This is a genomic window from Kastovskya adunca (assembly GCF_059505785.1).
The window spans coordinates 1-22640 of record NZ_JCACLG010000036.1; the positions used below are offsets into that span (position 1 = coordinate 1).

18 protein-coding genes and 1 pseudogene are annotated in these 22640 nt (G+C 49.3%); 9 read left to right on the forward strand and 10 right to left on the reverse strand.

What is annotated here, in order from left to right; genetic code table 11:
• The first annotated feature begins 137 nt into the window (after positions 1–137).
• The 5 genes from AC5JR3_RS14430 (at position 138) to AC5JR3_RS14450 (ending at position 4785) form a co-directional block, all read left to right on the forward strand.
• Positions 138–1313: an iron-containing alcohol dehydrogenase family protein gene (locus tag AC5JR3_RS14430; protein ID WP_495847147.1), complete on the forward strand. Its 1176-nt coding sequence runs from the start codon at positions 138–140 to the stop codon at positions 1311–1313.
• Between the two features lie 143 nt (positions 1314–1456).
• Entirely contained in the window at positions 1457–2668 is a 1212-nt protein-coding gene (locus tag AC5JR3_RS14435; protein ID WP_495847213.1) for an aspartate aminotransferase, read from the forward strand.
• A 47-nt stretch (positions 2669–2715) separates the two neighbouring features.
• Positions 2716–3123, forward strand: a complete 408-nt coding sequence (locus AC5JR3_RS14440; RefSeq protein ID WP_495847149.1) for an MAPEG family protein — start codon at positions 2716–2718, stop codon at positions 3121–3123.
• Between the two features lie 42 nt (positions 3124–3165).
• A complete protein-coding gene (locus tag AC5JR3_RS14445; protein WP_495847151.1) occupies positions 3166–3702 on the forward strand; it encodes a GNAT family N-acetyltransferase in 537 nt (178 codons plus the stop codon).
• Between the two features lie 84 nt (positions 3703–3786).
• Positions 3787–4785: a 1-acyl-sn-glycerol-3-phosphate acyltransferase gene (locus tag AC5JR3_RS14450; RefSeq protein WP_495847153.1), complete on the forward strand. Its 999-nt coding sequence runs from the start codon at positions 3787–3789 to the stop codon at positions 4783–4785.
• 192 nt (positions 4786–4977) lie between these two features.
• Here the strand turns inward: AC5JR3_RS14450 and AC5JR3_RS14455 are convergent, their stop codons facing one another.
• Complete coding sequence (locus tag AC5JR3_RS14455; protein ID WP_495847155.1) at positions 4978–5382, reverse strand: DUF1499 domain-containing protein; 405 nt, start codon at positions 5380–5382, stop codon at positions 4978–4980.
• A 110-nt stretch (positions 5383–5492) separates the two neighbouring features.
• The gene (locus tag AC5JR3_RS14460; protein WP_495847157.1) at positions 5493–6053 is read right to left on the reverse strand and encodes a metal-dependent hydrolase; all 561 of its coding nucleotides are present in this window, start codon (positions 6051–6053) and stop codon (positions 5493–5495) included.
• A 104-nt stretch (positions 6054–6157) separates the two neighbouring features.
• On the opposite strand from AC5JR3_RS14460, the gene AC5JR3_RS14465 reads away from it, so the two are divergent.
• Both AC5JR3_RS14465 and AC5JR3_RS14470 read left to right on the forward strand, forming a co-directional pair.
• On the forward strand, positions 6158–7768 hold the full coding sequence (locus tag AC5JR3_RS14465; protein ID WP_495847215.1) for a hypothetical protein: 1611 nt from the start codon (positions 6158–6160) through the stop codon (positions 7766–7768).
• Between the two features lie 221 nt (positions 7769–7989).
• A complete protein-coding gene (locus AC5JR3_RS14470; protein WP_495847217.1) occupies positions 7990–8394 on the forward strand; it encodes a DUF1622 domain-containing protein in 405 nt (134 codons plus the stop codon).
• A 21-nt stretch (positions 8395–8415) separates the two neighbouring features.
• Here AC5JR3_RS14470 and AC5JR3_RS14475 read toward each other — a convergent pair whose 3' ends face one another.
• The 3 genes from AC5JR3_RS14475 to AC5JR3_RS14485 form a co-directional block, all read right to left on the reverse strand.
• A complete protein-coding gene (locus AC5JR3_RS14475) occupies positions 8416–9726 on the reverse strand; it encodes a glycosyltransferase family 4 protein (RefSeq protein WP_495847159.1) in 1311 nt (436 codons plus the stop codon).
• 443 nt (positions 9727–10169) lie between these two features.
• Complete coding sequence (locus AC5JR3_RS14480) at positions 10170–11954, reverse strand: iron uptake porin (protein WP_495847161.1); 1785 nt, start codon at positions 11952–11954, stop codon at positions 10170–10172.
• A 232-nt stretch (positions 11955–12186) separates the two neighbouring features.
• A complete protein-coding gene (locus tag AC5JR3_RS14485; RefSeq protein WP_495847163.1) occupies positions 12187–12945 on the reverse strand; it encodes an energy-coupling factor ABC transporter ATP-binding protein in 759 nt (252 codons plus the stop codon).
• Between the two features lie 60 nt (positions 12946–13005).
• Here AC5JR3_RS14485 and AC5JR3_RS14490 point away from each other — a divergent pair, with 60 nt between their 5' ends.
• Positions 13006–13977 carry an ion transporter gene (locus AC5JR3_RS14490; RefSeq protein ID WP_495847165.1) on the forward strand — a complete coding sequence of 324 codons (972 nt, stop codon included), beginning with the start codon at positions 13006–13008 and terminating at the stop codon, positions 13975–13977.
• On the opposite strand, the gene cbiQ is transcribed toward AC5JR3_RS14490, so the two are convergent.
• The 5 genes and pseudogenes from cbiQ to AC5JR3_RS14515 all read right to left on the reverse strand — a co-directional run.
• Positions 13972–14748 (reverse strand): cobalt ECF transporter T component CbiQ, encoded by a 777-nt coding sequence (cbiQ, locus tag AC5JR3_RS14495; protein WP_495847167.1) that lies wholly within the window; start codon positions 14746–14748, stop codon positions 13972–13974. The genes AC5JR3_RS14490 and cbiQ overlap by 6 nt on opposite strands.
• On the reverse strand, positions 14748–15386 hold the full coding sequence (gene cbiM / locus AC5JR3_RS14500; RefSeq protein ID WP_495847169.1) for a cobalt transporter CbiM: 639 nt from the start codon (positions 15384–15386) through the stop codon (positions 14748–14750). Before cbiM ends, cbiQ begins: the two co-directional genes overlap by 1 nt.
• A 79-nt stretch (positions 15387–15465) precedes the next feature.
• Positions 15466–15993, reverse strand: coding sequence for a carboxypeptidase regulatory-like domain-containing protein (locus AC5JR3_RS14505; RefSeq protein WP_495847171.1), 528 nt, complete (start codon positions 15991–15993; stop codon positions 15466–15468).
• A 102-nt stretch (positions 15994–16095) separates the two neighbouring features.
• On the reverse strand, positions 16096–16986 hold the full coding sequence (locus tag AC5JR3_RS14510; protein WP_495847173.1) for a DUF4382 domain-containing protein: 891 nt from the start codon (positions 16984–16986) through the stop codon (positions 16096–16098).
• A gap of 256 nt (positions 16987–17242) precedes the next feature.
• Positions 17243–17389: pseudogene (locus AC5JR3_RS14515) on the reverse strand (isochorismatase); the annotation flags it as partial.
• Between the two features lie 190 nt (positions 17390–17579).
• On the opposite strand from AC5JR3_RS14515, the gene AC5JR3_RS14520 reads away from it, so the two are divergent.
• A complete protein-coding gene (locus AC5JR3_RS14520) occupies positions 17580–22532 on the forward strand; it encodes an ATP-binding protein (RefSeq protein ID WP_495847175.1) in 4953 nt (1650 codons plus the stop codon).
• Positions 22533–22640: the final 108 nt, after the last annotated feature.

The following is a 22640-nucleotide window of genomic DNA, read 5'->3' on the forward strand; positions in this document are numbered from 1 at the left end:
ATACTTCACCCTTCATACTTCACCCTTCATACTTCATACTTCACCCTTCATACTTTCTCCCCAACTCAGGACTCAGGACTCACCGACTCAGGACTCTCACCCTCCCTCAAGAGATGGTAGTGTTAAATACACAAAATATGAGCAATCAATCTGCCGCGAAGAAGTTGTCAACTCAAACCTTTCGTTCTTCTTTGTTATCGCTTTTCGTTGCCCCAAGGCAAATACTGCGGGGCGAACAGGCATTAGCTGAGTCAGGAGAAGCGATCGCTCGCTTGGGAAAACGTCCCTTAATTGTCGGAGGCGATCGCACCCTAGCTAGCTTTACTCCTCAGTTGCAAGCAATTTTACTGCCTCAGCAACTTAAATCTGCCCCCGCCTCCTACAGTCCCGATTGCAGCGAAGTATCTTTGGCATCTCTGCGAGCCGCAGCGAACAAACATCAAGCCGATGTGATTATCGGTATCGGTGGCGGTAAGGCATTAGATACAGCAAAACTGTTGGCTCATCAGTGCCAGTTACCGATTGTCACCATCCCGACTTCCGCTGCTACCTGTGCGGCTTGGACAGCTTTGTCGAATATCTACTCTGAGCAGGGTGCCTTTGAGTACGATGTCGCCCTTGACAAATGTCCTGACTTATTGTTACTCGACTACAGCCTGATTCAAACGGCACCACAACGTACCTTAGTGGCGGGAATTGGCGATGCGTTAGCCAAGTGGTACGAAGCGTCAGTCAGTAGCGGCAGCTCTCCGGCGACGCTGATTATCGCGGCAGTTCAACAAGCCAGAGTCCTGCGAGATATCCTCTTCCAAAAGTCTGCGGCTGCCCTGCAAGAACCCGGTGGAGAGGAGTGGCGAGAAGTCGTAGATGCCACGGTCTTATTAGCAGGTGTTATCGGTGGCTTGGGGGGTGCCCAATGTCGCACAGTTGCTGCCCACGCTGTCCACAACGGCTTGACTCATATCCCTGCTGCCCATAATGCCCTGCATGGTGAAAAGGTTGCCTACGGCATTCTTGTGCAGTTGCGCTTAGAAGAAATGATTCAGGGTAATCAGCTTGCCGCTTCCGCACGACAACAGTTGCTGAAGTTTTATAGCGAGATTGGATTGCCCCAAACCCTCGACGATTTGGGGTTGGGTCACATCACTTTAGCAGAGTTGCGACAGGCGGCAGAAATCGCTTGCGGTAAAGCCTCGGATATTCATCGTCTCCCCTTTACAGTGGTGCCTGAACAACTGATGGCGGCGATGGTTTCAACAACAAGCTTAGTTGATGGAAATCGCAGCCCTATTAATCTCGCGTCAGAGAATTGACGATCTAGGGGCAGAGTTGATAGATTTGTGCATCGCAGCAGAAAGGACAATGGCAAAGCAGCAGCAGGAGTTCGCTCGTGACGTTGCGCTTGTTCTAGATGGCTGGTGTGGTTCATTTAGTTATGGAGAATGCGGTAAAAGCGATGTCTTTAAATTGGCTAACTCCAGCAGGGCGTGTGAGTGCGTTGCCGCCCTATGTTTTTGCCCGTCTTGATGAACTGAAAGCTCGTGCAAGAGAACAAGGGCTGGATTTGATTGACTTGGGCATGGGAAATCCCGATGGCCCAGCACCACAACCCGTCATCGAAGCAGCAATAGCGGCATTGCAAAATCCGGCTAATCATGGCTACCCGCCCTTTGAAGGCACTGCGAATTTCCGCCGCGCCATTACCTCTTGGTACCGTCGCCGCTACGATGTTGACCTCAACCCCGATAGCGAAGCCTTACCCCTATTGGGTTCCAAGGAAGGACTGGGACATCTCGCCCTAGCCTATATCAATCCCGGCGATTTGGTATTAGTCCCCAGCCCTGCCTATCCGGCTCACTTCCGGGGCCCGGTGATTGCGGGGGGGAAGATTCACAACCTCATTCTCAAACCGGAAAACGACTGGCTGATCGATCTAGGCGCAATTCCTGATGACGTTGCCCAGAAAGCCAAAATTCTCTATTTCAACTATCCCAACAACCCCACGGCTGCGACTGCGCCGCGTGAATTTTTTGAGGACATTGTCGCCTTTGCCCGCAAGCACGAAATCCTTTTAGTGCATGACTTGTGTTATGCCGAACTCGCCTTTGATGGCTACCAGCCCACCAGCTTGTTAGAAATTCCCGGTGCTAAGGAAATCAGCGTTGAGTTCCATACCCTGTCAAAAACCTATAACATGGCAGGCTGGCGTGTGGGCTTCGTTGTCGGGAATAGCCAGGTAATTCAGGGATTGCGGACTCTGAAAACGAATCTGGACTACGGCATTTTCGCTGTCTTGCAAACTGCCGCTGAAACTGCCTTACAGCTACCGGATCTTTATGTCAGCGAAGTGCAAGCCCGCTACCGTCGCCGTCGTGATTTTCTCATAGAAGGCTTGGGGCAACTCGGCTGGACTGTGCCTAAAACAAAAGCGACGATGTACTTGTGGGTACCTTGCCCTCCCGGTGAGGGTTCGACGGACTTTGCTCTGGATGTTTTACAAAAAACCGGGGTGGTTGTGACGCCGGGGAATGCTTTTGGTGAGGCGGGTGAGGGCTACGTGCGGGTGAGTTTGATTGCGGAATGCGATCGCCTAGGTGAAGCCTTGAGACGCTTCAAAGAAGCAGGTATCCGCTACTCTGCTGAAGCCGTTGTTTCAGGGAAAGAGTGAGGGCGAACCTCAAAGGGTTGGCATATTAACAATCTGAGGAATTTTTTATGGCGATCGCTCTTCAAGAGTTTTCCTGGACAAGCTTAGTAACTGTTCTGGCGTTAATGCTCTACTTTGCCTTCACCGCTAATGTGGGTAGAGCGAGGATGAAATACAAAGTGCTTCCTCCTCAAACTTCAGGAGATCCAGATTTTGACAGAGTATTTCGAGTCCAACAAAATACATTAGAACAGCTCGTACTGTTTATACCAAGCTTGTGGCTATTTTCCTTGTTTGTCAGCCCAATTTGGGGAGCTGTAATTGGAGCCATCTGGATAGTTGGACGCCTAGTATACGCTTGGGGCTACTATCAAGCTACTGAAAAACGATTGCCTGGTTTTGGGATTAATGCCTTGGCGATTGTCTCGTTGCTTTTAGGTTCGCTAGTAGGAATAATCTTGACGATTGTGGATTGAATTCCTCTACCTGTCCCCTATTTATAAAGGGCGATCGCTAATTTGCCCAAGCCGTTTATGAATCTCCTGGATGTAGAAATTTCAACCTCTCGCCTTTTACTAAAACCAATTTCGATGGAGTATAAGGAAGCGATTTTTTCAGAATTTACTGAAGAAATTACCTCCTATACCTATCCCCAGCCAGCCAAAACAATCGCCGAGACAGAAACCTTTATTCAGGAATCATTACAAGGACTGCAAGCAGGGACAAACTTACAACTGGTTATCTTGTTAAAACAAACTCAAGAATTCTTGGGTTGTGCTGGACTTCACAACCTAGATAAGCAGCCAGAGTTAGGAATTTGGCTGAAGAAGTTGGCACATGGCAATCGATATGGACGAGAGGCGATCGCGGGAATTAAACAGTGGGCAGTTAAAAATATAAATTGCGACTACCTAACTTATCCCGTTGACAAGCAAAATATTGCCAGTCGAAAAATTCCCGAATCCCTTGGTGGAACAATCGTTAGAGTAAATGACAAGCAAAATTTAGCGGGCAATACATTACATCTGCTTGAGTATCAAATTCCCAATCGATAGAAGCAAAAATCTGCTATCTGACAGAGGGCATTCTTAGCTAATTCAGATTATTAAATAGGATGCGCTCAAACCTAGTGCTACCGAATGCCGCAATCCTCAAACTCTCCCTACCGATTCACCTGGTTCGATTGGTTTTGCCTGTGGTATCCCCCAGGCTGGCTAATTTTATTTAACCGTCATTGGCAGCACTACCATGCCGATCCTGATGGCTGGAACTGGCTGGAATATGGCTTATTTTTGATTCCCGGTGGCTTTTATCTTGCCTTACTGATTCGCTGGTTGCGTCTAGGTTGTCGTTTACCTCGCCCGGAAGTGAGTAAGTTTGACCCCAACTACCAGCAAGCCTTCAGCCAGGAAATCCTTACCCCGATCGTAAAATACTACTTTCGCGGGGAGTTGCATCAGGCGGAGAATTTGCCCGAAACTGGGCCTTTGATTGTGGCGATGAACCATGCAGGGATGTCCTTCCCTTGGGATGTATTGGGCTTGGGGACTCTCCTTAGCCAGACGAAGGGATGGACAGTCCAACCGATTGCAGGTGTGTCTTTATTTGACCATGCTTGGATGATCTGGTGGCTACCGCCGGGATGGGCAAATGCTTTGGGGGGGGTTAGGGCAGAAGCGGATGCTTTTGAAGCTGCCGTTGCCGATAAAACCACTCTGCTTTATACCCCAGAAGGTTTACACGGCCCTCGCAAGGGTTGGGCAAAGCGCTACCAGCTGGAAACCTTTCATCCTAGCTTTATTCGATTGAGCGATCGCTATCAAATTCCGATTCTCCCCGTAGTCTGCATTGGTAGTGAGTTTTTGCATCCTTGGGGGTATCATCTCAAACGCATCGCCAAGTTACTCTCCCTTCCCTTTCTACCCCTTTCCCCGTTGATGCTGATCTTTGCTCTCTTCCCCTCGATGGGCGTTTGGGCAATGAGAACTCGCCTGCGCTACTATATCCAACCGCTTGATCAACCGTCTTTAGAAACATCACAAGCTAGCTCAAAAGCCGTCTCAACTTACCGCAATGCTCAAGGCTTACGGGAAAAACTGCAAAGTCAAATTAATCAACTTCTCCATGACAAAAATTGAGCAAGTCTGCTAACTCCAGGAATTTAGAATTACAGCCGTTTTTATTTCTTTGGACTACAAAATCGTCAGGGCTTGGCACTGTGCCTTGCCCTTACCCAATTAGCAGGTCTATTTACTGGAAAATAGCTGTAATGGGGCTTGTTTTATCAATTGTTGGAACGGAGAATCTTTGCTGATATCCGTCCAAACCGACTAAAGCGAGTTAAATTTAGCGCGGATTGATTCAACTCGCTGGCGATTGACGCCTAAATCTGACTTTCCTAGACGCGATGCCGATCGCACATGAATAACTTTAGCGCTGTCATCGATTAAAAATTCCACGTCATCTACAAACCCCATCAACGCAGTGGTGAACTCTGTATAGAGATAGTCCTCAGTTTCTGAGATGATGTTTACCCGTTCCATCGACTGTAGGGTTGTCTTGAGCTGACTCATTGCCTCAGCCGGAGTGGAATTGTAGGACAAAGCCTCAATGCTGTGCTCTTTGTCAGTGATCGGGCTTTGGCTAGAGACGCAGTTGGGGGTATTTGGACAAGGGGCGAGTTGGCGATCGCGAACGCCCAGGTTATCAGGTTTTTTTCCGGAAAATTTAAACATTTTTCGTTGCAGAAATGATTTGTCACTGGTTCATGATAGGGCGTCAACGCCTTTGCTGGTGAACTCACTAAAAGGATTAGCGATCGCTATCTATAGCTGTACAACCTAAATCACCAACGTCTGATCCGACGCCGCAGGGGATGGGAGAGATAAATCAATAGCACGCCATCCATCACGAGTTCAAACAATCCCACCTCTCGACCGTAGTATTGCTCATCCCAATAGCTGAACCAACTGCGAAACCGGATTGTCCACTCGAAGGGGAAAAACAACAACGGGCCATCATCTACATGGGTGAGGATATCGACGCTGGTGTGTAGCAGGCAAGCCACGCAGAACCAGAATAACCAACGCTCTGGGGAATTGATATTACAACGCGATCGCCACAAAAATCCTATCGCCAACAGCAACAAAACTGGCGAGTGCAGAAAATTGTGTGCCGCAATCCAAAAGGGATTGTGGAAATACAACTGAGTAAACATTAAATCAGTTGTATCAGCAACACTCCAGCCCAAAATGTAGTGGTAGTAAATCAAGCTACCAATAGACAACAACCATAGCGGCAAATCTGGAGCAACAGAGCCGAAGAGAAACGCACTTTTTACGATGGGAATGCGTGGGAAGGCTTTATCTAGAGCCGCAGTCATTAAAAAGTGCGAAGGGGTATTCATCGTTGTTGCGAAAGTTTTGATTTTACAACTTAGTTCCGGAGTCGAGGGAAACGCCTTTGGATCGTTCATTATTGAAATTGCTCACCCTCAGTCAAGGAAATAACATGGTAAGACCGATTACGCCGGACATGCTCGATCCGAAAACGCCAGAGGACGTTGAAATCCGCGCCGAAGCAAGAGAACCGATCACAGACCCGACTCTTGGTATCGCGGTTAACGTTAACCTCCAAGGTACTCCCCGCCATCGACTTGTTACTATCGGTGATTCGTTAACCCATGGATTTAAGAGTGGTGCGATCGCAGATACCAGCTTTTCCTATCCGAGAATTATTGCTAAAGAACTGGGCTGGGATGGGCTGCGTTATCCCACCTACAACGGGCCAGGAGGTGGATTGCCTCTCAACTTAGAATGGCTGGCGCGTCAGTTAGAGAAGCGATACGGTGAAAAAATCGATTGGTGGGAATTTCCGCCCGGTTTGGCGTTGATCCGTCAAGTGATGGATGAGGTGGAGGATTACTGGGAACGCGGTTCTGGTGCAATTCCCCCCGATCCTAGAGGAAAAATTAATCACAATCTTGCCGTCTACGGCTGGGATTTGCGGAACACAATCTCGCGCAACGCAGATATGTGCAAGGAGATACTGCATCAGAACCCGCCGAAGGATAATGTTGCCGGACAAGTTGTTGAGTACCACAACGAACGTTCGGCAGTGCGGGTTTTAAATACCGCACGGGATGCACAAGGTAAAGCCCTCTCCCCCGTGCAAGCCGCCGCTGCATTAGGTGCAGAAGCAGGCGAAGGGGATGGCATTGAAACGCTGATTGTCCTGATCGGTTCTAACAATGCTCTGGGTAGTATTCTCACCTTTAATGTGCAGTGGAGCGGCCCAGGCTACGACGACATATCCGTCAACGACCGCTACACTGTCTGGCGTCCCATTCACTTTCAAGCCGAACTAGACGAGCTGGTGAAGGAAATCAAGAAAATCCGCGCTCGTCATGTGATTTTGGGAACGGTTCCTCACGTCACCATTGCACCGTTTGCTCGTGGTATTGAGTCTAAAGCAGAGCCAGGTTCTCGATACTTCCCTTACTACACCTTGCCCTGGATTAAAGACAAAGATTTCAATCCCGATAAGCATCCCCACCTGACTGGGCCTGAGGTAAGGGCAATTGATAGTGCCATTGACCAGTACAACGAGTCTATTACTAATGCCGTGAAAGAGGCGCGACTAGAAGGCAGAGACTGGTATGTTTTTGAAGCGGCGGGGTTACTGGATCGCTTAGCATCGCGCCGCTATATCCATGACATCAACGCTAGACCCAGTTGGTGGGATAAAGTCGGGGGTAAATATGAACTGCCGCCAGCACTGCAAGCACTTGACCCCATACCGGATTCTCGCTTCTTTGTCTCTAACTCTCAAGGTCGCACCCAAGGCGGTCTATTCTCCTTAGATGGCATTCATCCGACAACCATTGGCTACGGCATTATGGCTCAAGAGTTAATTAAGATCATGCAGCTAGCGGGGGTGAAGTTTTCTCAGGCGGATGGCACCGAGCGTCAAGGTGAGGTGAAGGTTGATTTTGAGCGATTGATTGAGTTAGATACGCTAATTTCTAACCCGCCGCCAGTCCTCTCCAATGTTGAAGACTTGATTGGTTGGATTGACAAAAACTTTAACATCTTTAGCCGTTTGTTGAAGGCGAGTTACTAACTAAGTCGGGACAACAACCCTGGAAAGGTTCGCTGCTGATGGTGGAAGTAGGAACCTTTCTTTGCTTAGACGAGCAACCCTTGTACTTATCGCCGACTTTTACCAAATCTTGAATTAAGCGCGATCGCCTCCTTCAGAGGGTGGTGGACGTGATGTGATTCAATACGATGGGTGGGAGCATCGAAGCGATCGCCCCTCAACTGTCAATTCTGCAAAAATCAATGAATTTGGAGTCTATTAACACCAGCATTGCTGGTCTCGTAATCATAGTTAACGGTATTCTGACTAGCACTTGTCAACTGCTCGCCCTGTTTGTGATTTTCCTAGGGGTGATGCGAGCGCTGATTATCTTTCTTAGAAGCTCTTTGCTGCAACCCCAAACAGCAGAAGTCTTTCAAAGTAGCCGTGTGGCGATGGGATATTCTTTTTCATTGGGTTTGAGCTTTCTCGTCGGTGCCAGTATTCTAAAAACGATGATTTCCAGCCGATGGGATGACATTGCTCGCCTTGCCGCCATCATTGCCGTACGAACTCTCCTCAATTACCTACTCGAACGGGCGATTGCTCAGACGAACAAATCACAGAGTTTAGAAAAACAACGTCTTGAGAATTCTCAGACAAAATAGCCGACCAAGCTACCCCTCGATTTAACGTTTATTTCCAGCCATCTGCCCAACTCGGAGCGGATAAGCAGAATTTAACTGCTCCTGCACGACTTGCTGCAATACGACAGAGTATTGCTTGGCGATTAAGTCAGGGGTAAAGTGCGATCGCAAGTAGCGCCGCCCAGCCCGCCCCATTTGCTTAACTAACTGGGGATTTGCTGCTAAGGTGCGAATAAAGGCTGCTAGTCCTGCCCCATCACCGTTATTGAAGGTAGCCCCGCAGCGAGCTTCCTTGACTAGGGTTTGCAGGTAGGAGTGGGATTCGCAAATCGCGGCGATGGGGCGTCCGGCTGCTAGGGCACCATAAAGCTTGCTAGGGGCGACTAATTCTGCCATCCCCGGACTGACACTCACTAAGGATAAATCGCAGGCAGTGAGGGAGTAAGGCAAGTCCTGTCGGTTCTGGTAGGGCAAAAAGCGACAATTTCGTAAGCCCAATTGCGTCACGTACAACTGACAAGCTTGCCGTTTGGCACCGCTACCAATAAAGATAAACTGCATCGGTTCTTCGGCTAAGAGGCGAGCCGCTTCCAGAATCGTGTCCATGTCATGACAGCGACCCATATTGCCAGAATAAAGAATAGTGAAGGTGTCTACCAACTTCAAAGACTGAGCAAACCAGTTTTGTTGTTTAGCAATGGGTACGATGCGCTGCGGGTCAGCCCAATTGTGAATAACGACTACTTTATCGACAATATCTGGGCATTTTGCGATCAGTCGCTCTCGCATTGAGGGGCTGAGAACGATCACTTTCTGAGCATTTTTCCACGCACAAAGATTGAGGTAACTCCACAGGCGCACCAGCCAGTGATTTTCTGACACGACCTTTAGCTCGACAGCAACGTCGGGATATAAGTCATAAATCAAACAAATATAGGGCGAGCGGAAGAGTTTGTAGATCAGGTAGGCCAGAATCGGTAAGAAGGGAGGCGCGGTGGTAACGAGCAAAACGTCGCATCGGCTAGCACGTTTGAGCAAATGCAAGGCAGAGCGGATACAAAATAGCAAGCCGCTAATCGCTTTCCCCCGAATGCGTTGCGGCCAAATCGAAGTAGTACGCGATCGCCTCACGGAAACTGTCGCTAATTGCTCAATGGCTGGAGCCGTCTGCTTTTGAAACGCATAGGCGGGTTGCCCAGTAAACACCTGCACAGACAACCCCTGCTCGCCTAGCTGCAAAGCTAACTCTTCAATCAATTGCCCTGTTGCCGCATAGTCAGGCGGATAAAACTGGGTCACTATCGACAGTGCGAGTAGTTTGTTGTCTTGTACCTGTGTCTTTCCGTTGCTCATGTCGCCTCGTATTAGGAGTGGGGATGGATTTAGTCCGTGTTTTCTCGAGGGGTTTGTCCAGTCCAGCTAGGAAGACTAATCAACCGTTATTGCTTGTTCAAATGAGAAGATTCGTAAACGGCTACTTCGTCTTGAGTTTTAATCCGAAACACTCCAAAAGAAATACGCCAAAAGACAGATTTTCGAGAAGCTAGGGGTAGACTGTGTTGATAATTTGCATAAAAAACAGTGGTTTTGCTTCAAAAAACCGAATAATCAGAACTTTTGCCTTTTTTAGGTCAGCGAAAATTTGTGATCAGTTAGTCCAGATTTGTCCGGGTTTAATGACAACAGCCATGTAGGGTAAAGATCAATCTAAGTAAATCTAACAGGTTTCTCAGCAAAATTACTGAGAGTAACCTAAATAAGCGTCGCCTGAAACCAACTTGTCAAAATTCAAAGCACTAAAAACTCAAGGTTGTTCGCAAAGTGCCAATGACAATGTCCGCGTTATCACTGTTGTGGTTCGGTGCCGTCAGCCAGATTACCCCTGGCGTAAGCGTCAAATTATCTGCTAACTGGTACTGATAGAACGCTTCTAGGTGCAAAGAGGTACTAGGATCGCTGATGCCTAGATTGACTAAGCGATCGCCACTATTCGTTACCTTGGGTTCCATCCCCACAACAATACCTGCCAGATTGCCAGGTTTGCCCAAGTCAGGAAACGCCAACGTCACCGCCCAATTCCAAATATTGGCATCACCTTGGTCGATGACACGGGCTGCGGTATAGCCAGCCCAACCCCCCAAGACGAAGCGAGGACTGATTTGGTAGGAAGCTTCGATACCGTAGGAATTGCTACTAGTGGGTAGTCCTAGCTGAGTGAAGAGGTTAGCGTTGTTACTGCCTGTTTGTAAATCTTTGTTGTAAGCATGAACGTAGGTTAAGCCAATTAGCGATCGCTCACTGGGCTGAAAAACAACCTGTGCTAATGCTCCATAGTCGCCGCCAAACAACCCGGCTTGAGGATTACTCCCATTCCCCGCTAAATAACCCAAACTTAGTTCTAGCCGCTCGCTGAACGCATGTCTGATACCTGCACCTGTCCCCTCAAGCAGGTAATAAATCGGCGGACGAGTACCAAAGCGAGAAAGGGCACCCTTTGCTCCATCGCCATCTAGGTAGGGATTGACAGTACTGGCAAAGTAGTAAGGGGCGTCCGCTTGAGCGGCGAAGACAACAGTAGTATTGTCACTGACGGGCAAGCTATACACCAGAGCATCTAGTTCAAGATCGCTCTCGCCTTCCCCTGTAAACGCCAATTCCCCTTCACGGGTTTGGGTGCGGTTCGATAGATTATTTAACCCCTCTGCTTGTAACCGCGTCAGGAGCAAATCCCGACCTGTAAAGCTGGTGTTTAAGTTTAAGCGAGTGCGATGACCAAATACCGCCACATCGTCCAGGTCGTTCCCGTTGGCATCTTCCCCGGCGACAATCCCAGCCAATCCTAAGACGGCTTCTCCCTGAAGTTTTGTTGTCGAGGAAAACTGAGTCAGTTCCAGTTCTCCCGTCCGGGCGGTGAGGGCATCAACATCAGCCCGCCGTAAGGATAGTTCTAGAATAAACTCCTGTCTTAACTTCTCTAGGAGAGCGACATCTTCTAGAGTGACGGCATCGCTTGTTTGAATCAAAGACTGAATCTGATTGAGGGCGCGGGCTAAACCAGCGGCAAACTCATAGCGAGTAATAGCGCGGTTGCCTCGAAATGTACCATCAGGATAACCCTCGACTACCCCGTATCGTTCAACCAGCGATCGCAACGCCTCATAAGCCCAGTCATCCGGCTGCACGTCCCGCAGTTGGGAAACGTTGGTAACTTGCCCCATCGCGTCATCGCTGTATTGTTCGACTTGCTCTAAAACTCCTGTCGGGTCAGTTGCTACCTCGACTGGGATATCTTCCGTGATATCAAGTTCGATTAATTGCCGATCATTAAAAAACCTCTCCCCCTTTACAGAGAGGGGTGTTGTAGGTGGGGCGGGGTTCTGCACGTACTGAGGGGAATCAACCGGATTTGATCGGACTGTAAGACCGCTCAAGTTAGTCGAGGAGATAGTATCAGCCGAGTTTTGCACGACCTCAGCGACTGACTCCTCTGATGCCACTGCGCCACAACACAGCGCCAGAAGCGCCCCGACAATGGCGGAACTAATTGGCGGAGTATTTCTCCAGATTTGACCTATTTTCACGTTGATTTCTCACACCACAGCACGCCCCTCCATTGTCAGTCTTTGCAGGACTAAGTGCCATGAGTATTGAGAAATTTTGTATGAAGGGTGAAGGATAAAGTATGAAGTATGAAGGCTTCGGCCGTGAGCTCAGCCGAACGGGTGAAGTATGAAGTATGAAATAGGCGATTGGAGTAATGGCTAATCGTTGTCAATTTTTCTCTCCCCTGCACCCCTGCACCCCTGCTCCTCATCAGTGGGAGAGGGAGTGGGGCTTTTCTAAGCCGTGGGCTTCCATGAGCTGACGATCGCTCATTACCTCGCGGGGAGTACCATCAGCGATGATGTGTCCTTCATCTAGGAGTAAAACGCGATCGCATACTTCCACAATCAGTTCTAAGTCGTGGGAAGAAATCAGCACCGTTTCCTTGGACGCTTGCAAAACGTTGATTACGCGACGCCGCGATCGCAAATCTAAATTAGCGCTCGGCTCATCGTACAGCACCAGTTGCGGACGCATTGCCAAAACTCCCGCGATCGCCACCATACTCTTTTCCCCACCAGAAAGGTTGTGCGGCACGCGGTCAATCAGTTTCTGGACGCCTGTAATGGACAACGCCTCCTGCACGCGAGCGGCAATTTCTGCTTCTGATAGTCCCATGTTCTCTGGCCCAAACGCCACATCATCCCGCACAGAAGGCGAAAATAACTGGTCGTCGGGGTTTTGAAATACCAGACCAATCTCCGGGCGAAATTCCCCCACCGCCACAGGTTTGTCAAAAAGCAAAATTTCTCCCGTTGTCGGTTGCAAGATGCCACAGATAGAAAGAAATAGGGTCGTTTTCCCCGCACCATTTGGCCCGATCAACCCTACCCGTTCTCCGGGCTGGATGGTGAAGTTGATGCTTTTCAATACGTCTGGTCGGGCTGGGTAGGAAAAACTCAGATCCTTAATAGCGATCGCGCATGATAGGGACTTGTGCTGAGGTGAGAGTTGCGTCTGCTGTTTCATTGGATAAGACTGCTGGTTCGGATTTTTGCTACGTTGTTTCTAGTTTTAAAGAAATGTTCTATGACTCAACCTATTAAGCCCCGAATCTATGAAATTTTAGAATCATCTGATCCCAACGATCCCTGGAGCAGAATTGATGACTGGGGAGTAAGTTTATTAGTAATTTTAGATGTTAGTGCCTTTATTTTTGAAACTTCAAAAGATATATCATTTAAATTCAATATTTTTATCTTTGATATTGAAATTGTTTCTGTATTCTTTTTTACTGCCCTCTATTTTTTGCAACTTTGGTCTTGTACTGCCGATCCGCACTATCCGCATCCGCTTTGGGGAAGATTGCGTTATGCGGCGACTCCCTTAGCCATCATTGACTTACTCGCTATTTTGCCATTTTACCTATTACTGTTATTTCCTCATGTGCAGTTAATTCAATCGACAGGACTATTTCGTTTACTGCGCTTATTAAAGCTAATTCGTTATTCTAATTCGCTACAAACTATTTTACGAGTGATTGGCTCAAAAAAAGATGAGCTAATCATGACTTTATTTTCTGTATTTATTCTTTTAATCTTTGCCTCTAGTGTGATGTTTTTTGCCGAAGGGGAAGCGCAACCGGAGGCATTTCCTAGTATTCCCGCCGCGATGTGGTGGGGAGTAGTAACGTTAACGACGGTGGGGTATGGAGATGTCTATCCGACGACGCCGATTGGTAAATTATTTGGTGCGGTATTGGCATTTATTGGTATTGGTTTATTTGCTTTACCCGCAGGGATTATTGCCTCTGGTTTCTCAGCAGAAATTCAAAAACGCAAAGATCCTGAACGTAAAGCGTTATCAGAAAGTACGGCGGCAATCTGGACGCCAAAACAGCAGCAAGTTGTTAGTCATCAGGTAGAACAATCGGCAGAATTGATGAAACTTTGCCTAGAAATTGCCCAGGAGAAGTTTGGCGATCGCATTGGCGATCAGGCAGTTATTCGGGATTTCGCCACCACCCTCTACCAAGAAGCGGTTCGCAAACTTGACTTATGATCCTCCCACCCAAAATTCTGCCACTACAAAGCCAGCCGCAATCGCGAAGGTAAGAATTAACGCGATCGCATCGCGGCGGCGCATCTTAAATTCCTGACGGCGGCGACGGGGAGGCGCTTGTCCATATCCCCGCAAACACATCGCCTTATACACTTGCTCCGATTGTTCGTAACTTCGCACCAAAAGGCTACCTGCTAGGGATGCCAAAACGCTCAAATTCCGAAAGCTCAACTTACTCGCCCGAAAGCCCCGCAAACGCATTGCCCGTTGCATCGTTTTGAGGTCGTTGCCAAACTGCTCGATATAGCGATAGCTCAACAGCGCCATATCTGCCAACAGACTAGGAAGTCCCAGCGATCGCATCGCTTTAATGTGGGTTAAAAATGGTGCTGTACCAAAGAGAATCAAGCTAATCGTCAGAATACAGATAAAGCGAGTAGCAATCAGGTATAAAGCGATTAGCCCTTCTACGCGCAGTGCCAGAAACCCAAGCTGGAACAGGATAGTATCGCCAACAGTGAAGGGCAAGAGAATGGCGATCGCCGCTAAGAAAAAGCCCGGATAGCGCAACCGCGTCAGCAAAAACGACACAGGTAACTTCGAGGCAATGAAATACGCGATCGTCACCGCAATCATTACCGGAAGCAAACTCAACTGCTGCACAAAGGAAAAGGCAAAAATTAGAGCAAACAGTGCCACCAGCTTGCATCGAGGTTCCCAGCGATGAATCGGGGAATCTAGATGAGCATAGGTATCCAACGCGTGTTTCATCAACTCTCCAACAACTCTGGCTTGACTCGCTTCAAAAAGAGCGCCACAGCAGCCGTAAATGCCCCTTCAATCAGCATCAAGGGGATATGGGCAAGAACCAGCCCGTAAATCGCTTGCCGCTCCGTTTCAACATTAATATCTGCGGGAATACTAGTAATAATTAGGGCAAAAAAGATTAGCGTTGCAAATCCCAAGCCCCCAGCACCAGCCACGAACCCAAAGACAGCAGTCCACAACCGATTTTCCTTACCAAATCGATAACGCAGTTGAAACAAGTAATACGCCAAAATCGCTGGAATCCCAAACATTGTGGCATTCACTCCCAGCGTCGATAATCCCCCGTGCTGGAACATTACCGCTTGGAAAAATAAACCAATAAGAATCGCTGGAACAGCGTAATACCCCAACATCGCTCCCAAAAGTCCATTGAGAATGAGATGAACACTCGTTGGGGGGACGGGAATGTGAATCCAGGACGCCACAAAAAAAGCGGCAGTCAGTAAAGATGCCTTAGGAATATTCTCTTTGTGATTGGGATGGCGGTTAATTTGACGTAACGAGTACCAAATAACGCCACCTGCCGTTGCATAACCAGCAATACAGACAGGAGCGGGAAGGATACCATCAGGAATGTGCATTATTTTTGTTCTGAGGGCTGATGTGAAGACTCTTTGTTTTGTCCCTTCTTAGGAAGTCTCATGGGATTATCCTTGATCCTCAAGACTCGGAACTATGGAAGTCAGAGCTTTTATTACCCCGTGCAAAAAAGAGTGCTGTTCCGATAAATCCCCAAATGACCGCCGCACTTATCAACACAATTTGAAGAGGAGTGAAGGCTGGATTGCTTGTTGCAGTACTCCTGACACGGGAAACGGCACCATTATCACCTGTCTCAGCCCCCCCTGCGGCGGCGGTGTCGCCCCCCACAGGAATGTTGATGATGTCGCCGTGACCTGCCTGACGGACTTGAACCGTCCAGTTTCCTGGCTGCGAAGAGTCAGGCGTGAAAACAAAATTACCCTTTTGATCGGTGGTACCTTGCAACCAAGGTTGGCTAGGGTTTTCAGGGGAGTAAACAGTGACTGGCGCTGCCGACATCGGTTCGCCTGTATCGTATTCCGCACTCAGCTCAATTGCCTGCGTCTCCCTGGCGTTAAGCCTCGCGCCGTGAGCGATCGCTCTTGCCGACCAACCGCAGGTTGAAACAAAAACGAGTGGGATTAAAAGTTTCCACTTAGTATTCATAATTCTCTAAATTGTATAAATCCTTACTTGATCAGCGCTTGCTTAAGCAATCAGGTTGTTGAGGGGACTAAGGTATCGACTTAATCCCCGCAGAAAAAAATCCTAAGAACTCGGTTCGCTGTTATTGTTGGTAGTCGTCTGGGTGATCTCTCGACAGTGACCTTCGCCCACATGACCGATATTTGGGAGAATTTCCTGAACTTTCTGGTAGTCCTGTGCTGAGAGTTCAGACTGCAGCCGCGCCATATCTGCCTGTAGCTTGCCACTCTGCGCTAGGGCAGCCAGCGGCTCAAAACCCAGTGCCCCCGTATTCAGGGAGTCGTCAGCACTCTTTTCGGCATCACCAAAGAGGTGATCGAAGTGAAAGGTTGCTTCCAAATCAGCCGTACCGTTTGGCTGAAGAATCCCCTTTCGCTCGTCGCCCACAAACTCCCCGCAGACGTATTCAAATTCCTGATCAACGTTGAGGACAAAGTCGATGGTTTGTCCTTCCTTCTCGGCTGTCCCGTTCATCACCAAGGTTTGACCCTGAGCTGGCCCTTCGTTTGCCTTGACCATTTTCCAGGAAAGGGCGTTATATTGACCCGCAGGAGCATTGGGGGCTTCGCCAACGAGAATTGAATCAGTTCCTGCCTCACCTTTGTGGGCTAAATCCACCGTTTTTGTTTCATCGATGACAACTTTCTCGGTTGCCTGGATTTCGCTGCCTGCTTCAGTATTGAAGGGGGGATCGGCTTGGTAAGCTGTAATATCCCCTAAGTTTGTATAGACATTATCAAAAGAAATATTCCACCCATCTTTGGAGACGAAACCCTCGCGAGCAAAGTCTTCACCGTTAGCCCGAACTTGAAGAGTCCCCGTTCCTTGCTGAGTCTGGGTTTGAGTCTGAGTACCTTCCGGAGCTTGGGTTTGAGTATCTCTAGGAGAACAGCCAAGAATCACTCCTGGAGCTAGAAACGTTAAACTCGCGAAAATCAGTAGCTGTTTCCTCATTATTATTAAGCTTATTTTCCCTGAATTACTGTACAAAACTTAATCAGACAGATTTTTGTCAAAAATTTCAATCCCCCCAGAGGGTATCCGGAGGGAGTTCAACCGTAGTTACGGCGTTGATTGATAAGGGTACAAGCTTTCCACAGAAGGGTTTACAGCCCCTCAAAGCCAGTTAGCGATCGCATCTGTAGACTTTACTCGGTGCATCCCCGCCGCCACAAACTGTTGCGGGTGATGCAATGGCAAAACAGCGCCTTTCAGCAGCGGGGGAGATACTATGCTGATACGCCCAATCTGTAGCTTGGTTGGCCCTTTCTTGATAAGGTACTCGCCAAACTTCTCCTACCCGCCTGGCATCGAAGTAGGATGGAATTGGTAGTTGAGTAGTTGTTTGTGGACTCATGATCATTGCTCCTTACCTAACGTGATGCGTAAAGAAGAGTAAGTTTCAACCCTAGGATATAAGCTAAGCTGGCATCGGAATTTATGCAGGCGTTACCACTAGCCTTGAAGCAGATTGAAACACTGCTGCATCAAAGGGGACAGGGCGAAGACCTACTAGCCAGGTATTTCGAGGAGCGGGAGTTGCGGCAGTGACATTTTCAGAAAAAGGAAGGGCTGCCGATAGCATTTTTGTTGCAGGTGGCGAAATGGGGAACCTGATGCGATCGCTCGATTGGTCGCAGACTCCCTTAGGAGACGTGAACCACTGGCCCCAAAGTTTGCGAAGCGCTGTCAGCATTTTGCTGCCTTCAAAAGCTCAGATTTTCCTGCTCTGGGGAGCTGAATTGATCAAGCTCTACAACGATGCCTTTCGCCCTATCCTGGCATCGAAGCATCCTTGGGCACTGGGTCGCCCTGCCCGTGAGGTGTGGAGCGAAACTTGGGACGCGATCAAACCCTTGCTAGATGGAGTTGTCACCACGGGAGAAGCATTCTGGGCGCAAGATTATTTGTTCTTTCTCAATCGCTACGGGTACAGCGAGGAAACTTACTTTGATGTCTCCTATGACCCCGTGCGGGACGAGAGCGGGGAAGTCGGCGGCATTTTTGGCATCGTTAGCGAGACAACTGGGCGAGTTCTGGGCGATCGCCGCTTACAAACCTTAAGCTTGCTGGCGAGGGAAACGGCTCAAGCTAAGACGGTTGAAGCTGCCTGTCGAAGTGCAATTCAGGCTTTAGCCACCAATGCTCACGATATTCCGTTTGCCCTGCTCTATCGAGTGGCGGCAGATGGCAAGCGAGCTACTCTGGTTGAAACGGCCCGATTCGATGCGGAAATTTCAACGCCAGCAATCGTAGACCTGACTCAAGACAATGACGGATGGGGATTGAGACGAATTCATCAGACTGGGCAAGCGGTCGTTGTTGATGTAGCAACTCGATTCGGGGCGTTACCCAAGGGAGCCTGGGACGAGTCGCCTACTGCTGCCTGGGTTGTGCCGCTGACCCAATCGGGACAATCTCAGATTGCTGGGTTTTTGGTCTTGGGAATCAATCCTCATCGAGCCTTTGAGAAGGAGTACCAAGGATTTTTTGATTTGGTGGCAGGCAATGTCACGAATGCGATCGCCAATGCCCGCGCGTTTGAAGCAGAACGCCAGCGAGTCGAAGCACTGGCAGAACTCGATCGCGCCAAAACCGCCTTCTTCAGCAACATCAGCCACGAATTTCGCACTCCCCTGACGCTGATGCTGTCGCCGCTAGAGCAGACGCTAGCGGAACTAGAGGGAAGCATTCCGGCAAAAGCGCGATCGCAACTCGAAATGGTGCAGCGCAATGGGAATCGCTTGTTGAAGCTCGTCAATACGCTGCTCGATTTCTCGCGCATTGAAGCCGGACGCCAAAAAGCAAACTACCAGCCAACCGATTTAGCAACCTATACGGCGGAATTAGCCAGTCTATTTCGTTCTACCGTTGAGCAAGCGGGACTGCAACTCACGGTTGATTGTCCTCCCTTGCCAGAACCGATTTATGTCGATCGGGAGATGTGGGAGAAGATTGTGTTGAATCTGCTCTCGAATGCCTTTAAGTTCACGTTTGCAGGAGAGATTGCGGTTGTTCTGCGTCCGGTTGGCGATCAGGTGGAACTGAGCGTGCGCGACACGGGTACAGGCATCCCAGCTGCCGAGCTTCCCAAACTATTTGAGCGGTTTCATCGCGTTGAGGGCGCACGCGGACGCACCTTTGAGGGCACAGGCATTGGGTTGTCGCTGGTGCAGGAACTCGTGCAGTTGCAGGGAGGGGCGATCGCTGTTGACAGTACGCTGGGTCAAGGCAGTACTTTTCGTGTGCGGCTGCCAATGGGCACAGCGCATTTAGCCAACTGCCTGATGGAAAGTGGCGTTCCAACTGCGATTGCTGCTGGTGCAAAATCCTATGTTCAAGAAGCGTTAGGTTGGTTGCCCGAAGAAAATTCTGAAGGCAAGGAAACCGAGGCTCACTTCTCAGCTTCAGCGCGGATTCTGCTGGTCGATGACAATTCAGATATGCGGAACTACTTGTCCCGTATTTTGGGCCAATTCTACGAAGTGGAGCTGTTTGCAGATGGAGAAACTGCCTTGGCTGCTGCCTCTGCTCGCACCCCCGATTTGGTGCTGAGTGATGTAATGATGCCCGGTATGAATGGCTTTGAGTTGCTCAGGCAGTTGCGAAGCGATCCGCAAACACGCCAAATCCCGATTTTGCTGCTGTCTGCCCGTGCCGGAGAAGAATCGGCAGTCGAGGGACTGGAAGCTGGAGCCGATGACTATTTAGTCAAACCCTTTAGCGCCAGTGAACTGCTTGCCCGTGTCTCTGCCAACCTGGAACTGGGACGATCGCGCCAAGCTGCGGCACGTCGTTGCCTCGATGCGGTGGCATCTTCCGTCTCCGATTTTATTTACACCTTCGATTTGGCAGGACGATTCACTTACGTCAACAAACCGCTGCTCGACCTCTGGCAGAAAACGTATGCTGAAGCGATCGGCAAAAACTTTTTTGAATTGGATTATCCGCCGGAGTTAGCCACCCGACATCAGCAACAGATTCAACAGGTAATCGCCACGCGCCAACCGCTCAAAGATGAAACGCCCTACACCAGTGCCTTTGGCACAAGAGCTTACGAGTACATTTTCGTGCCGCTCTTTGATGCAGAGGGGGCAGTAGAAGCAGTCGCCGGAATCACTCGCGACATCACTGAACGCAAACAAGCCGAAGAAGCCTTGCGAGAAAGTGAGGAGCTAAAGCAAAGCATTTTGGAGAGCAGTAGTGACTGCATCAAAGTCTTAGCGTTGAACAGTGAAATTCTCTACATCAGTACAGGCGGGCTGTGTCTTTTAGAAATCGACGATCCGAAATCTGTCCTTTATAGCGTCTGGACTGATTTGTGGGAGGGCGAAGATTATGAAAAAGCCCAAGCCGCGATCGCTGCTGCCACAATCGGCAACATCGGTCAATTTCAAGGCTATCGCCCCACCACCAAGGGCACACCGAAATGGTGGGATATTATTATTACGCCAGTGCGAGATGCCAAGGGACAGGTTGTGCAACTGCTTGCTGTTTCACGGGATATTACGGAAGCCAAGCGCATTGAAGCCGAACGCCAACAAGCTGAACTAGCACTGAGAGAAGCCCATGTGCAGTTAGAATCTGCTTTGGCGGCGGGAGCTGTCTACACCTGGCGCTGGAGTATTCCCGGCGATCGCGTTAGGGTCAATGCTGCGTTTGCTCACCTGTTTGCTGTAGACCCGGTGAGTACGACATCCGAAGGGTTACCGATTGATTTCTTTCTCAACTCGATGCACGAGGAAGACCGTCCTCGCGTTTCATCTGCAATTATGCAGGCGATCGACACAGGCGAGGAATATGCTGCTGAGTACCGCGTTCGGACTGTCAGTGGTGAGGAACGTTGGCTAACGGCACGGGGTCGAGTTGAGTATGATGCGGCAGGGAAACCTGTTTCTTTTCCTGGCGCACTCGTCGATATTACCGAGCGCAAACAAGCAGAAGTAGCCTTGCGCCAATCAGAGGAACGCTATCGAACGCTGTTTGAGTCCATTGATGAAGGCTTTTGCGTCATCGAAATGCTGTTTGATGAAAATGACAAGCCGATTGATTACCGCTTTTTGGAAACCAATCCGGCCTTCGGGAAACAAACGGGACTCGAACAAGTGATAGGCAAAACAATGCTTCAACTCGCGCCTGCTCATGAAAAGCATTGGTTTGAAATCTACGGCAAAATCGCCATGACGGGCGAACCGCTTCGCTTCGAGAATTGCGCCGAAGCACTGAACCGCTGGTACGACGTTTATGCATGGCGTATCGGGCAGCCGGAGAGCCGAAAAGTTGCCGTACTGTTCAAAGATATTAGCGATCGCAAGCGCACTGAAGCCGAACGAGAACAAATCCTGCAACGAGAACAAGCCGCACGGGAAGCTGCCGAACGGGCAAATCGCATTAAAGATGAGTTTTTGGCGGTACTGTCTCACGAGTTGCGATCGCCTCTCAACCCGATCTTGGGCTGGTCTCAGCTACTTCAAAACCGCAAGATGGATCAAGAGCGAACGACTTATGCCCTACAGATCATCGAACGCAATGCCAAACTGCAAGTGCAGCTCATTGATGATTTGCTCGATGTTTCTCGAATTCTCCAAGGCAAACTCAGCCTAAATGTCGATTCGGTCAATCTGGCAACCACCATCACCGCCGCACTGGAAACAGTACAGTTAGCCGCCGCCGCCAAATCGATTCAAATTCAGACAATCCTGGAACCAGAGGTTGGGCAAGTTTTAGGCGATTCAGGTCGCTTGCAGCAAGTCATCTGGAACTTGTTATCCAACTCCGTCAAGTTTACCCCGTCAGGAGGACGAGTTGAAATTCGCTTAGAGCAGATTGAGGCTGAAGCTCAAATAACGGTCAGCGACACAGGTAAAGGGATTCTCCCCCAATTTCTGCCCCATGTCTTTGAATACTTCCAGCAAGCCGATAGTGCCACAACTCGACAATTTGGTGGATTAGGATTGGGCTTAGCGATCGTCCGTCAAATCGTTGAATTACATGGTGGCAGTGTTCGTGCAGACAGCCCTGGTGAAGGGCAGGGAGCCACCTTTACAGTAAAATTCCCGCTGATGCCGCAGCACTCAGTCATTCCTCAAGCGGTTGGCGAGTCCAAACCTCTCTCAGGCTTGCAAGGTATCAAAGTGTTAGTGGTAGATGACACGACGGATATGCGAGAGTATGTTGCCTTTCTCTTAAAACAGGAAGGGGCAGAGGTTGTGGCTGTCGGTTCAGCAGCAGAAGCTCTTGCCACGCTAGCTCAGTTTCAGCCAGCGGTGTTGGTGAGTGATATTGGGATGCCTGACATGGACGGGTATATGCTGTTGCAGCAAGTCAGAGAGCTACCCTCAGAGCAGGGCGGTGAGATTCCGGCGATCGCTCTCACGGCGTATGTCGGGGAACTCAATCAACAACAAGCGATCGCTGCCGGATTTCAGCGGCACCTTTCTAAGCCGATCGAGTCAGCCGCGTTGATTACAGCGATCATTGATCTGATCAAAGTCAATTGATACTACTTCTACCTAATCCCTAAATGCTTGCTACAGATACTTTTCTTCCTCCCCTTTTTTAAAGTGGGTTGGGGGAATCTATGTGTAGCCTCTTAAAAGGGAAAATGG

Bases quoted from the DNA above. Each gene is read 5' to 3' on its own strand.
- AC5JR3_RS14430 (WP_495847147.1), top strand. From the start codon at position 138: ATGAGCAATCAATCTGCCGCGAAGAAGTTGTCAACTCAAACCTTTCGT.
- AC5JR3_RS14435 (WP_495847213.1), top strand. From the start codon at position 1,457: ATGTCTTTAAATTGGCTAACTCCAGCAGGGCGTGTGAGTGCGTTGCCG.
- AC5JR3_RS14440 (WP_495847149.1), top strand. From the start codon at position 2,716: ATGGCGATCGCTCTTCAAGAGTTTTCCTGGACAAGCTTAGTAACTGTT.
- AC5JR3_RS14450 (WP_495847153.1), top strand. From the start codon at position 3,787: ATGCCGCAATCCTCAAACTCTCCCTACCGATTCACCTGGTTCGATTGG.
- AC5JR3_RS14455 (WP_495847155.1), bottom strand. From the start codon at position 5,382: ATGTTTAAATTTTCCGGAAAAAAACCTGATAACCTGGGCGTTCGCGAT.
- AC5JR3_RS14460 (WP_495847157.1), bottom strand. From the start codon at position 6,053: ATGAATACCCCTTCGCACTTTTTAATGACTGCGGCTCTAGATAAAGCC.
- AC5JR3_RS14465 (WP_495847215.1), top strand. From the start codon at position 6,158: ATGGTAAGACCGATTACGCCGGACATGCTCGATCCGAAAACGCCAGAG.
- AC5JR3_RS14470 (WP_495847217.1), top strand. From the start codon at position 7,990: ATGAATTTGGAGTCTATTAACACCAGCATTGCTGGTCTCGTAATCATA.
- AC5JR3_RS14475 (WP_495847159.1), bottom strand. From the start codon at position 9,726: ATGAGCAACGGAAAGACACAGGTACAAGACAACAAACTACTCGCACTG.
- AC5JR3_RS14485 (WP_495847163.1), bottom strand. From the start codon at position 12,945: ATGAAACAGCAGACGCAACTCTCACCTCAGCACAAGTCCCTATCATGC.
- AC5JR3_RS14490 (WP_495847165.1), top strand. From the start codon at position 13,006: ATGACTCAACCTATTAAGCCCCGAATCTATGAAATTTTAGAATCATCT.
- cbiQ (WP_495847167.1), bottom strand. From the start codon at position 14,748: ATGAAACACGCGTTGGATACCTATGCTCATCTAGATTCCCCGATTCAT.
- cbiM (WP_495847169.1), bottom strand. From the start codon at position 15,386: ATGCACATTCCTGATGGTATCCTTCCCGCTCCTGTCTGTATTGCTGGT.
- AC5JR3_RS14505 (WP_495847171.1), bottom strand. From the start codon at position 15,993: ATGAATACTAAGTGGAAACTTTTAATCCCACTCGTTTTTGTTTCAACC.
- AC5JR3_RS14510 (WP_495847173.1), bottom strand. From the start codon at position 16,986: ATGAGGAAACAGCTACTGATTTTCGCGAGTTTAACGTTTCTAGCTCCA.